A 12,391-nucleotide genomic window follows, 5' to 3' on the forward strand; every position below is an offset into this window, starting at 1 on the left:
GGGAAAATAAATAATGAATGTGGAGTTCATCAACCCTTTTTTATCATCATTATTAAATGTATTGAGCACCATGGCTCAAACAGAATTAAAGCCGGGCAAACCTAGTTTAAAGAAAGACGAATTAGCCCGTGGCGATGTATCAGGCTTGATTGGTATGGTTGGCCCACAAACGAAAGGTTCACTTTCAATCACCTTTGATGAAAATCTAGCTCTGACCATTATGGAAAGAATGCTAGGTGAACGCCCTGATACGGTAAATGAAGAAGTAACCGACATGGTAGGTGAAATTACTAACATGGTAACAGGTGGCGCTAAAAACCTACTCGGTGAAAAAGGTTATGAGTTTGATATGGCAACGCCAGTTGTAGTGTCTGGTAAGGGACATACAATTGCTCATAAATGTGAAGGCGCCAAGGTATTAATTCCATTCACGTCAGCTGATGGTAACGCCAATATTGAAGTTAGCTTTGATAAACTATGAGCTGGCAGCAAAAAACCATTCAATTGAAGCCTCGCTCACGAGGCTTTCACATCATTGATGACGAGCTAATTCGACAACTTCCAGAGATAACACAATACAAAGTCGGCTTATTACATCTATTCATTCAACACACTTCTGCAAGCTTAACTATTAACGAAAATGCAGATCCTACAGTTAGAATGGATATGGAAAGTCACTTCAATCATTTTGTGCCAGAACGACAAAGTTATTACCGCCATGATTATGAAGGTGATGACGACATGCCTGCCCACATAAAAAGCAGTACTTTAGGTGCTGAACTCACTATTCCAATTAACCAATGCCGTTTAATGCTTGGTACCTGGCAAGGTATCTATTTAGGCGAACACCGAGATCATGGCGGTGTAAGACGCATTGTCGCGACGATTCAAGGTCAGATCTAAAACTAGCTGTAAGCTGTAAGCTGTAAGCTGTAAGCTGTAAGCTGTAAGCTGTAAGCTGTAAGCTGTAAGCTGTAAGCTGTAAGCTGTAAGCTGTAAGCTGTAAGCTGTAAGCTGTAAGCTGTAAGCTGTAAGCTGTAAGCAAATCTTGGTATTAACTAAATTATTTAAGAAAGTGTTTTGGGATTTTTTAGAGATTGGAGCGGCACACGAGGCTCGAACTCGTGACCTCAACCTTGGCAAGGTTGCGCTCTACCAACTGAGCTAGTGCCGCATAAATAAGTTGTAAGCTGCAAGTTTCTAGTTTCAAGCTAATGCTTTCAACTTTCCCCTTGAAACTTAAGCCAATTTCTTTTGGTGAGAAATTGGAGCGGCACACGAGGCTCGAACTCGTGACCTCAACCTTGGCAAGGTTGCGCTCTACCAACTGAGCTAGTGCCGCATTCAAATAGTTTCTAGTTACAAGTTTCTAGTTACAAGTTTCTAGTTACAAGTTTCTAGTTACAAGCTAATGCTTTCCCCTTGAAACTTATATCAATTTCTTTTGGTGAGAAATTGGAGCGGCACACGAGGCTCGAACTCGTGACCTCAACCTTGGCAAGGTTGCGCTCTACCAACTGAGCTAGTGCCGCATTCAAAAGTAGTCAGTAATTTGTCCGTTGTCGCACAACCTGAAGGTTGCGGTGAAACGTTCTGGCAACTGAGCTAGTGCCGCACAATAAGTTACTAGTTTTAAGTTACAAGCTTCAAGTTAGTTACTTTCCACTTGAAACTTAAGCCAATTTCTTTTGGTGAGAAATTGGAGCGGCACACGAGGCTCGAACTCGTGACCTCAACCTTGGCAAGGTTGCGCTCTACCAACTGAGCTAGTGCCGCATTCAAAAGTAGTCAGTAATTTGTCCGTTGGTGCACAACCTTGAAGGTTGCGGTAAAACGTTCTGGCAACTGAGCTAGTGCCGCATTCAAAAGTAGTCAGTAATTTGTCCGTTGGTGCACAACCTTGAAGGTTGCGGTAAAACGTTCTGGCAACTGAGCTAGTGCCGCATTCAAAAGTAGTCAGTAATTTGTCCGTTGTCGCACAACCTGAAGGTTGCGGTAAAACGTTCTGGCAACTGAGCTAGTGCCGCAAATTTCAACTATAAAAGTTTAGCTAAAGACATACCAACCCCCGCGGGGGTTAACGTCTTAAGCGGGGCAGGATTCTACAATAATCCGATGTGTTTGCAAATGTTTTTTACAAATTAAAGAATTTTTCTTGGTAAACCTTTAATTCCATGATCGAATCTTTGATATCGTCGAGGGCTAGATGTGAACCTTTTTTGTTCACTTGCGCTAAAACGTCAGGTTTCCAACGACGTGCAAGTTCTTTAACGGTACTCACATCAAGGTTACGGTAGTGAAAGTAGTCTTCCAATTCAGGCATGTACTTATTCATAAAACGGCGGTCTTGGCCGATAGAATTACCACACATAGGTGAAGCACCCGCAGGTACCCATTGCTTTAGAAATGCCAAAGTTTGATCAAATAGCATCTTGTTCAGTGAATGTGCTTGCTTTACAACGAGCTGTTAAACCAGATTGACCGTGCTGAGTCGTACACCACTCGTCCATGCCATCAAGCAGTTCATCGCTTTGATGAATAGCAATAACAGGGCCTTCGGCCAAGATGTTTAAATCACTGTCGGTGACAACAGTGGCAATTTCGAGTATTTTATCTGTTGCTGGTTCGAGGCCTGTCATTTCTAGGTCGAGCCAGATAAGATTTGATTTATGAAAAGACATAGTTACCTTAGCGGTGCTTTCCTTTAGATCCAACGCATTTAGATATATCATATTAGTATCATCAGTCGACCTAAAGCTTTTTTTTCAAAAAGCCCGACATTTACTCAAGTTATAGGCCAAAAGTGGCAAAACAAAAGAAATTAAGTAAAGGCCAATCGCGTCGAATTAAGGCCAATCATCAAAAACGCCTCTCTAATGCAGACAAAAAGCAACAGAAAGGGGCAACTGTGCAATGGCAAAATGACAATTTAGGCCCTGCCGAAAATGCGGTTGTGATCAGTCGATTTGGCCAACATGCCGATATCGAAACCGAATCAGGCGAAGTATTGCGCTGTAATATACGCAGAACTGTATCGAGCCTTGTATGTGGTGATGAAGTTATTTTTCGCCGTGCAAAAGTTAGCGAAGGCGACTTAGCGGGGGTTATTGAAGCAACCCATGAGCGTCGCTCACAACTAACACGTCCTGATTTTTATGACGGGGTAAAAGTCGTCGCTGCCAATATCGACCAAATTTTAATGGTTTCTGCGGTATTGCCTGAGTTTACACCAAACATTATCGACCGCTATTTAGTTGCCTGTGAAGACATGGGTATTGAGCCTATTTTAGTGCTTAACAAAATAGATTTAATTGACGATGAAGGCCTTGCTTTTATTGATGAAATTCTCGATATCTATCGTGAGCTAGGTTATCAAGTACTGTTAGTCAGTAATAAAACCGGTCAAGGCATTGCTGAGCTTAAACAAAAACTAGTTGATAAAAACAGCATTTTTGTTGGTCAAAGCGGTGTGGGTAAATCAACCTTAGTGAACACGGTACTGCCAGATGCAGATATCTTAACCCAAGAAGTCTCTGAGAACAGCGGCCTTGGTCAACACACAACAACCGTATCGCGATTACACCATTTACCAAGTGGTGGTAACCTAATTGACTCACCGGGAATTCGTGAGTTTGGCTTATGGCATTTAGATGTTGAGCGCGTTACATGGTGCTTTAAAGAGTTCCGTGATTTTATTGGTGGCTGTCGTTTTCGCGATTGTAAACATTTAAACGATCCTGGCTGTATAATCCGCCAAGCTGTTGATGATGGTGAAATTTCAGAACTTCGCTTTGACAGTTACCACCGAATTTTAGAAACTATGGCCGACGATCGTGCTGGTGCACGCGCTCCTCGCGTATAACTATTTAGGAAATAACAAGTGAGTTTAGATAAATTCAAAATTGCTATGCAATATGCCATGCCAAAACATTTCATTTCGCGCATGGTTGGCAAGTTAGCAGCAGCAAAAGCGGGTGGCTTAACAACGGCCTTAATTAAATTGTTCATCAAACAATACAAAATTGATATGAGTGAGGCTAAATACCCAGATCCAGCTCATTACAAAACTTTTAATGAGTTTTTTACTCGCCCATTAAAAGAAGGTATTCGTCCACTTGCTGAAGATAGCGACATTATTGCTCACCCAGTTGATGGTGCAATTAGCCAATTAGGCGATGTAGTCGACGGTCAAATCATCCAAGCAAAAGGTCATGACTACAGCTTACAAGCACTCCTTGGTGGCAAAGAAGAAGACACAGCGCCGTTTTTAGGCGGTAAATTTGCGACTATTTATTTAGCGCCTAAAGATTACCACCGTATCCACATGCCAGTTGATGGCACGCTGAGCAAAATGATCTACGTACCGGGTGATTTATTTTCGGTAAACCCGTTAACAGCACAAAATGTACCTAACCTATTTGCTCGTAACGAGCGTGTTGTGGCTATCTTTGAAACTGAAATTGGCCCGCTAGCCATGGTACTTGTAGGTGCAACAATTGTTGCTAGCATCGAGACTATTTGGGCAGGCACAGTAACGCCACCAGCAGGTAAAGATGTATTTAGTTGGAATTACCCAACCACAGGTGACAACGCGATTACTCTGAAGAAAGGTGAAGAAATGGGTCGCTTTAAATTAGGCTCTACCGTTATTTTAGCTTGGGGTGCAAATCAAGCTGAGTTCTTATCAAATCAACACCCAGAAACAGTAACGCGCATGGGCACACCATTTGCGAAAATTAACGACTAATAAGTTCAATTTAGCAAACCACTTGAGCAAAAGTGGTTTGCTTAAAATTCTCTATAAATCGCGCCTATACCCCACGATTACACTCTGAGCACTCACTGTCTTTTTGAATATTAAAGCGCTGCTGTTTTAGTGTTAGCCCGTCAAATTGAATAAACTCGCTGCCCGTTTTATGGCCAAGCAATATATTGATAGCCAATAAACTTTGCATGCTGCCCATAACACCCAATAACGGGCTCAATACCCCAGCATTGTCACAATTAAGTGCTGTTTGCTCCTCCGTTTGCGGGAATATACAGCCATAGCAAGGGCTTTGTTCATCACGAAAATCAAAACTCATCACCTGCCCCTGTGTTGCAATAGCTGCAGCTGAAACAAGCGGAATAGATTTAGCTAAACAATAGCGATTAACCAAATACCGGGTAGCAAAGTTATCACTGCAATCAAGGATGATGTCAGCGCCTTCAAGTAGCTCAGCACTGTTACTTTCATCAAGCTTTTGGCATAGAGGCTTAACCGAAATTTGATTATTTAAACTGCTTAACACCTTGGCAGCCGCCTGTGTTTTTGCCTGCCCCATGTGGTTTACTTTATAGAGTATTTGTCGCTGTAGATTTGAAAGCTCAACTTTATCGTCGTCAATCAAAGTGAGCGTCCCGATTCCTGCAGCCGCTAAATAAAAAAGTGCAGGTGAGCCAAGCCCACCCGCTCCGACAACCACAATATGAGCAGCCTTTAACTTTTGCTGACCCGCAAGCCCTACCTCTTTTAATAGCAAGTGGCGGCTATAACGAATTTGCTCTTTGTCGCTTAACGCGCTCATATTAAGACTGACCTTCGACCAGCTGTTTTAACGTGGCAATGGCTGCTTGGTAGTCTTCGGCTTCAGTAATCGCACGTACTACGGCAACACTGCCAACCCCCGTGCTCGCAACTTGCTCTGCCCGTGATATATCAATTCCACCAATTGCCACCGTTGGATAATCAGCCATTAGCGGTACAAATTTTTCGAGCTTTTCTAAACCTTGAATTTGCCCCGTCATGTCTTTAGTGGTGGTTGGGTAAATAGCACCAAACGCCATATAACTTGGTCTGTAATTATGTGCACGTAGCATTTCATAAAAGCCATGGGTCGACACACCTAAGCGTAACCCTGCCTCTTTTATGGCAATTAAATTAGCAGTTTGTAAGTCTTCTTGCCCTAAATGAACACCATAAGCGCCGTGCTTGATCGCCAATTGCCAATAATCATTGATATATACCTGCGCATCGTACTTCTGCCCCAACATAACCGCACTTGCAATCGACTCTTCAAGTGCTGCATCGTCTGCATTTTTCATTCTTAATTGAACGGTTTTAACCCCTTCTGCTAAACACTTCTCTAACCAATCAACCGTATCTACAACGGCATACAGCCCAAGCTGTTTAGAGTCGCACTCGGCAAAACCTGCTGCCATGGTAAAATCAACTGGGCAATCAAAGTCGAGCTCATCACCCAGCAAACTTCCCGCTTCGATGACTTGTGGGTAATCAGCTATATTTGTTGGAAAGCAAGTGTGTGCAACGGGACCAATCCCTTCACCATATCGAATGGCTGCTTTTAATCCTTGGTTGATATAGGCTTTCGCTAAAATAAAGACATCTTTGAGAGGATACTGTTTGGTTAAACACGCAGCAATCACAGAGGCCATACTGCATCCAGTACCGTGACTATGCGGAGTTTGAATTTTTTCGTTACCAAGCCAATATTCCTGCTCACCTTGCACGCAGTAATCAATGCAATAGCCACTTGGGTAATCCCAGTGCCCCCCTTTGATAATCACCGCTTTTGCACCATAGACTTTTAACTTCTCTGCGGCCTCTTTCACTGCGCTTGGGCCAATCAAATAAACACCGGTTAAGAGCTGCGTTTCGTGGGTATTCGGTGTTACTACATCGACTAATGGTAATAAACACTCTTTAATGGCACTAACGGTATCTTCTTCTGTTAATAAATCACCACTTGAAGCAATGGCAACCGGATCATAAACAACCAAAGGCGGCTCTACCCAGGTTGCTTTGTAATGTTTTAAATGCTCACTAATAAGCTGTATTTGCTGCACATTGGCAAGCATGCCAATTTTAATCACGCTGGCAGGCATATCACTGGCTAAGGCTAATAGTTGCGACTCAATCACTTCTGTTGAAATCGGGTTAAGTGCTTCTACACCTAAACTATTTTGTGCCGTTAAAGCAGTAATAACCGTACAGCCATGTACATTAAAACTTTGCATTGCCTTGATGTCGGCTTGAATTCCTGCACCGCCGCCCGAATCTGAGCCAGCTATGGTCCATACAACCTGATTCATGTTATTCCTCACATTTTATTCTTGATGCCAAAATGGCATTCCAAGCGTCGGCGTTGATGGGCTTGCTACGTCTTTCTCTGGCATCGCTTTAGCCACATAGCTATATCGCCCCGCCTCAACAGCACTTTTAAACGCTTTACTCATCGTTACTGGGCAACCTGCACCTGCAATTGCCGAATTTAATAATACGGCATCATACCCTAATTCAAGCGCTTGGCAGGCATGGGATGGTAAACCTAAACCCGCATCAACAATTAACGTATGGTTTGGCAAGCGCTCACGGATCATTTTTAGGTTGTAAGGATTCAGCAAGCCTTTACCAGTGCCAATCGGTGCCCCCCAAGGCATTAATACTTCGCAGCCTAAATCAGCGAGGCGCTGACACAGCACTAAATCATCTGTGCAATAAGGCAAAACTTTAAAGCCATCGGCCAATAAAATTTTAGTGGCTTCGAGCAGTGCGAATGGATCTGGCTGTAAATTATATTCGTCACCAATCAACTCTAACTTGATCCAATCAGTGGCAAACACTTCGCGGCACATTTGTGCCAAGGTCACTGCTTCTTTCACACTATGGCAACCCGCCGTATTTGGCAGCACCTTTAGCCCAGTGTTTTTTATCAATTGCCAAAAATCATCACCCGCAGCAACGCTTTGCTGACGTCTCAATGAAACGGTGACAATTTCAGCCTGTGAGGCCACTATCGACTCTGTCATAACACTTGGCGAAGGGTACAGTGCTGAGCCAATCAGTAAACGACTCGTAAATTGCTCACCATAAACCGAAAAATTATCCATCTTAGCCTCCTTGAATTGGCGACAATAACTCAATGCTGTCGCCTTCATTGAGGGGTTTAGCATCGCATTGGCTGCGCGGTACAAAGTCACCATTAACGGCAACGGCAAATGGAGGTCTTGCGCCAAACTGGCTCAACGCCTGAGTGAGCGATGTATTGTCGTTCACTGTAACTGACTGACCATTAATTAAAATATTCATTTTTATCCTTAAGCAATTAAGCTCACTGCATCATCAACCACTTTAGGCGCAAGTAAATAGCCATGGCGGTACAAGCCATTAATACTGATCACTCGACCTTGCTTAGTGACTTTCGGGCGGTTGTCTGCAAACGCAGGACGAAGCCCCGATTGCAAACTTTCGATACGCCCTTCAGCAAATCCGCTATGCACCGTATAAGCAGCAGACAATAACTCCAGCGCCGAGCGCACGGTGACTTTACCGCGGTCTTGCGATTCGATTTCAGTCGCACCAATCACAAATTGATGGTTTGGCTTAGGGGCAATATAAATTGGGTAACGCGGATGCATCAGCCGTATTGGTCTGGTTAAGTTCACCTCTGGTGCATATAAACGCGCCACCTCCCCTCTTACTCCACGCAATAAAGGTTCAGCCTGTTTTGCACCTAAGCCGCGACAATCAAATACATAATCAAAGCTTTGGCCATTCATTTTATGGGCGTTCAATTCAACTTTACAGCTAAAGTTAAATTGCACTCCTTGCGAGGTAAGCTTTTTAAAACTAGCGCTATAAAATGCCTGATTATCGAGTTGCCCTTCACAAGGTAAATACACACCTTGATGGAAACGCCCAGCTAGTTCTGGCTCAAGATCAGCAATTTGAGTACCAACCAATGCCTGTGCCTGATAGCTTTCAAGCGGTTTTAAGCGGCTCACAAAACTTTGTAAATCGCCCTTATCTTGCTGATGAGCAACCACTAAGCTGCCTGTTTGTTGAAAATACACAGCGTCATCGAGCTCACTTAAAATTTGCTGCCAACGAGTGATGCTATTAAGCCCTTGTAGGGCTAAATCCTGTTCACACAAGACTGATTCTGCAAGGGGGGCTAACATCGCTGCAGCAACGCTGCCTGCACTGTTGCTAGCATGTTCATCATCTTGCTCAAACACACTTAACTGATGCTCTTTAGCAAGTGCCAATGCAGTTAAACGGCCAGTTAAACCAAAGCCCAGTATCGCTATCTTTAAAGACATAAACTTTCTAGGCGCTAGGCTCTATGTTCCAAGTAAAAACCCAGAGCCCATCGCTGATGCCTAGCTCCATCAATTAAACTGCTTTGTGGTAAATCTCAGAGCCCGTTTTTTTGAACTCGTCTGATTTCGCTTTCATTTCAGCTTCAACATCGACCATTTTGATTTCGATAGTATCGCCTACGTTATTTGGATCAATGCCTCTAGCTTCAAGATCTTTGGCGTAATCACGTACTTCTTGAGTGATCTTCATCGAGCAGAACTTAGGGCCACACATAGAGCAGAAGTGTGCAATCTTGCCTGATTCTTGTGGCAGTGTTTCATCGTGATATTCGCGGGCGCGTTCTGGGTCTAAACCTAGGTTAAATTGGTCGTGCCAACGGAACTCAAAGCGTGCTTTTGATAATGCGTTGTCACGCTCTTGCGCACCCGGGTGGCCTTTTGCCAAATCGGCAGCATGAGCAGCAATTTTGTAAGTGATTAAACCTTCTTTAACGTCTTCTTTGTTTGGTAAGCCTAAATGCTCTTTAGGGGTTACATAACAAAGCATAGCGCAGCCGTACCAAGCAATTTGCGCAGCGCCAATACCTGATGTGAAATGATCGTACCCCGGTGCAATATCCGTGGTTAATGGACCAAGAGTATAAAACGGTGCTTCTTCACAGTGTTTTAGCTGCTCTTCCATGTTCTCTTTGATCATATGCATTGGCACATGGCCTGGGCCTTCGATGAACACTTGCACATCATGTTTCCAAGCAAGTTTTGTCAGCTCACCTAAAGTACGTAATTCGCTGAACTGGGCTTCGTCATTAGCATCAGCAATAGAGCCCGGGCGCAAGCCATCACCTAATGAAAAACACACATCGTACTGTTTTAAAATTTCACAAATTTCTTCAAAGTGCGTGTATAAGAAGTTTTCTTTATGGTGCGCTAAACACCATTTCGCCATAATTGAGCCACCACGCGAAACAATACCGGTAACACGCTTTGCTGTCATCGGCACGTAACGCAACAATACCCCAGCATGAATAGTAAAGTAATCAACCCCTTGTTCTGCTTGTTCAATCAAGGTATCGCGGAAAATCTCCCACGTTAGGTCTTCAGCCACGCCGTTTACTTTTTCAAGCGCTTGGTAAATTGGTACGGTACCAATTGGCACTGGCGAGTTACGTACCACCCACTCACGGGTTTCGTGAATGTAGCGACCCGTTGATAAGTCCATTACCGTGTCGGCGCCCCAACGAGTCGACCACACCATTTTTTCTACTTCTTCTTCGATTGATGAAGTCACCGACGAATTACCAATATTCGCGTTCACCTTAACTAAGAAGTTTCGGCTAATGATCATCGGCTCAGTTTCCGGGTGGTTGATGTTGTTAGGAAGCACAGCGCGACCACGGGCAATTTCATCACGCACAAATTCAGGGGTAATAAAATCAGGAATACTAGCGCCAAACGATTCGCCTTTGTGCTGGGCTGCAAGTAACTCTTCACGAATTTTAGCGCGTCCCATGTTTTCACGAATTGCCACATATTCCATTTCAGGCGTCACAATACCTTGTCGCGCATAATGCATTTGCGTTACGTTTTTGCCCGCTTTTGCACGGCGGATTTTTGGTAGATGTTCAAAGCGGATATGGTCTAACCCTTCATCTGCCATTCGCTGTTGAGAAAACTGCGAAGTCACTGAGTCTAAAATTTCAGTGTCGCCGCGGCTTTCAATCCACTTTTCACGGTATTTCTCAAGACCCTTGCGCACATCAAGTTTAAAATCTGGGTCAGTGTATGGGCCCGAGGTATCGTAAACACGAATTGGTGCGTTAGATTCAAATACAGGGTTCTCTTCAGTGCCACCGATAAAGGTATCGCTGAGGGTGATTTCACGCATCCCTACTCGTACATTGTCTTGTGTACCTTCTACATAAACTTTATGAGAATTAGGAAAGGGTTGACCCGTTAAGTTATAAATATAATCTGATGCAGCCGCGCGGACTTCGCGGCGAGATGGTTTAGTTGTTGTGTTTGACATGACTTACCTCATTGCTTTAAGGGTTGTCTTGTCAGATATTGCAAATGCAATAGAGAGTGGCAAACGCCATTGGATCGTTAATAAGCTAAATGCTTACTAGTGCAGCCTGTGCCACTTATGCCCCATAAATTTGGCGCACAAGCGCCCAGTAAGGCAGCTTGTTCCCTACGCAGGTGTTAGCCTGATCAGGTTCACGGATCCCGCTTTCGCGATCTCAGCCTTGTTAAAGGCACTCCGACAAGTATAAATTCGTTTCTTTTAAAACGCTCTGAGTGTACGTCAGTTAAAAAATTGCTGCAAGCTAAGCCACTTTAGTTTTTTGCAATGAAGGTAAAGTGATGCTCGCCTTGCAGAGTTAGTTTCTCACCTGTTAGCGTAATTGCCGCACCTTCTTTTAGCGCTGACAATAATTGCTGCTCAAGCTCATTAACTTGCTCGCCACATGATTTACGAGTCATACCTAACTTATTTACCGTTAGCGTATCTTCGCTGAGCGCACCTTCACCAAAAAATTTATTACAGCCAGCAAAGCCGTTAACCTGCATCGCTTCTATAAAGCGTATAGAGGCTTTTTGAGATACAGGAATAGCTAAACCATTCACTTTTGATAATTGCCACTGTGTATATTTTAATTGCTCACTAGTGACTGTCCCTGTCGATGAGCAGCCCATGCAAAATAATACAAAAAGAAGAGGCAAGGCTACTAACTTCATATTTTTTAACTATTCAAATTTCAATGTAGTAATAATAACAACATTTAACGCAATTGATCGTTAAAAAAACATGTTTTATCTGTAAAAAATTGTTCTAAGTTAGCTTATCAAAGAACAACGCAGACTATTTGAATAAGTTATCGACTTCTTCTGGTAAAAAAGGACGACCTTTTTCATTTACTGACGTGCCAATCACTAACGCTTGTAGCATCACTTTATCATCATGTTTGCGATACACTGTTTGCCTAAAAGCAAACTTTAATCGGCTGATACGCTCGGGCTCAACGGCAACGTAAAATTCATCACCCGGCATAAGTGATGCCTTGTAATCCATTTCGCTACGCAGTACGACAAGGTTTACTTTTTCTCTTGCGAGCTTTGCAAAATCGATACCTTGGGCATGTAAAAACTCATGGCGTGCATGTTCTAAATAATTAAAATAAACACTGTTGTTTACAATTCCTTGTAAATCACACTCATAATCACGCACTTTAAAGTCTACTTTAAAGGTCATAGTCGTATTCCTAATCAATTTACGTATAATTGCCTG

At 43.3% G+C, this 12,391-nt stretch carries 12 protein-coding genes, 4 tRNA genes, 1 pseudogene and 1 riboswitch; of the genes and pseudogenes, 4 read left to right on the forward strand and 13 right to left on the reverse strand.

The window, feature by feature from the left end:
• The first annotated feature begins 13 nt into the window (after positions 1-13).
• Together ACRWSG_RS06905 and ACRWSG_RS06910 are read left to right on the forward strand one after the other, a co-directional pair.
• Positions 14-481 (forward strand): chemotaxis protein CheX, encoded by a 468-nt coding sequence (locus ACRWSG_RS06905; RefSeq protein ID WP_054554140.1) that lies wholly within the window; start codon positions 14-16, stop codon positions 479-481.
• Positions 478-903 carry a secondary thiamine-phosphate synthase enzyme YjbQ gene (locus ACRWSG_RS06910; RefSeq protein WP_462165942.1) on the forward strand — a complete coding sequence of 142 codons (426 nt, stop codon included), beginning with the start codon at positions 478-480 and terminating at the stop codon, positions 901-903. Before ACRWSG_RS06905 ends, ACRWSG_RS06910 begins: the two co-directional genes overlap by 4 nt.
• Before the next feature lie 195 nt (positions 904-1,098).
• On the opposite strand, the gene ACRWSG_RS06915 is transcribed toward ACRWSG_RS06910, so the two are convergent.
• The 5 genes and pseudogenes from ACRWSG_RS06915 to orn form a co-directional block, all read right to left on the reverse strand.
• Positions 1,099-1,174: transfer RNA gene (locus ACRWSG_RS06915), tRNA-Gly, on the reverse strand.
• A gap of 92 nt (positions 1,175-1,266) precedes the next feature.
• Positions 1,267-1,342, reverse strand: a tRNA-Gly gene (locus ACRWSG_RS06920).
• 114 nt (positions 1,343-1,456) lie between these two features.
• Positions 1,457-1,532: transfer RNA gene (locus ACRWSG_RS06925), tRNA-Gly, on the reverse strand.
• Between the two features lie 168 nt (positions 1,533-1,700).
• Positions 1,701-1,776, reverse strand: a tRNA-Gly gene (locus ACRWSG_RS06930).
• A gap of 358 nt (positions 1,777-2,134) precedes the next feature.
• Positions 2,135-2,681: pseudogene (gene orn, locus ACRWSG_RS06935) on the reverse strand (oligoribonuclease).
• A 122-nt stretch (positions 2,682-2,803) separates the two neighbouring features.
• Here orn and rsgA point away from each other — a divergent pair.
• Together rsgA and asd are read left to right on the forward strand one after the other, a co-directional pair.
• A complete protein-coding gene (gene rsgA, locus ACRWSG_RS06940; RefSeq protein ID WP_462165943.1) occupies positions 2,804-3,862 on the forward strand; it encodes a small ribosomal subunit biogenesis GTPase RsgA in 1,059 nt (352 codons plus the stop codon).
• Between the two features lie 18 nt (positions 3,863-3,880).
• Positions 3,881-4,747 (forward strand): archaetidylserine decarboxylase, encoded by an 867-nt coding sequence (asd, locus tag ACRWSG_RS06945; RefSeq protein WP_462165944.1) that lies wholly within the window; start codon positions 3,881-3,883, stop codon positions 4,745-4,747.
• A gap of 64 nt (positions 4,748-4,811) precedes the next feature.
• On the opposite strand, the gene ACRWSG_RS06950 is transcribed toward asd, so the two are convergent.
• The 8 genes from ACRWSG_RS06950 to ACRWSG_RS06985 form a co-directional block, all read right to left on the reverse strand.
• Positions 4,812-5,567, reverse strand: a complete 756-nt coding sequence (locus ACRWSG_RS06950) for a HesA/MoeB/ThiF family protein (protein ID WP_462165945.1) — start codon at positions 5,565-5,567, stop codon at positions 4,812-4,814.
• A gap of 1 nt (position 5,568) precedes the next feature.
• On the reverse strand, positions 5,569-7,092 hold the full coding sequence (thiE, locus tag ACRWSG_RS06955) for a thiamine phosphate synthase (RefSeq protein ID WP_462165946.1): 1,524 nt from the start codon (positions 7,090-7,092) through the stop codon (positions 5,569-5,571).
• Between the two features lie 15 nt (positions 7,093-7,107).
• Positions 7,108-7,890: a thiazole synthase gene (locus ACRWSG_RS06960; protein WP_462165947.1), complete on the reverse strand. Its 783-nt coding sequence runs from the start codon at positions 7,888-7,890 to the stop codon at positions 7,108-7,110.
• 1 nt (position 7,891) lies between these two features.
• Positions 7,892-8,089 (reverse strand): sulfur carrier protein ThiS, encoded by a 198-nt coding sequence (gene thiS, locus ACRWSG_RS06965; protein ID WP_054554133.1) that lies wholly within the window; start codon positions 8,087-8,089, stop codon positions 7,892-7,894.
• Between the two features lie 8 nt (positions 8,090-8,097).
• Positions 8,098-9,102, reverse strand: a complete 1,005-nt coding sequence (locus ACRWSG_RS06970) for an FAD-dependent oxidoreductase (RefSeq protein WP_462165948.1) — start codon at positions 9,100-9,102, stop codon at positions 8,098-8,100.
• A 73-nt stretch (positions 9,103-9,175) separates the two neighbouring features.
• Positions 9,176-11,128, reverse strand: a complete 1,953-nt coding sequence (gene thiC, locus ACRWSG_RS06975) for a phosphomethylpyrimidine synthase ThiC (RefSeq protein ID WP_462165949.1) — start codon at positions 11,126-11,128, stop codon at positions 9,176-9,178.
• Between the two features lie 145 nt (positions 11,129-11,273).
• A riboswitch (TPP riboswitch) is annotated at positions 11,274-11,375 on the reverse strand.
• A 64-nt stretch (positions 11,376-11,439) separates the two neighbouring features.
• Entirely contained in the window at positions 11,440-11,841 is a 402-nt protein-coding gene (locus ACRWSG_RS06980; protein ID WP_054554130.1) for an META domain-containing protein, read from the reverse strand.
• Between the two features lie 124 nt (positions 11,842-11,965).
• Positions 11,966-12,355 (reverse strand): acyl-CoA thioesterase, encoded by a 390-nt coding sequence (locus ACRWSG_RS06985; RefSeq protein ID WP_054554129.1) that lies wholly within the window; start codon positions 12,353-12,355, stop codon positions 11,966-11,968.
• Positions 12,356-12,391: the final 36 nt, after the last annotated feature.

The sequence above is a fragment of the Pseudoalteromonas sp. GB43 genome, assembly GCF_054923805.1.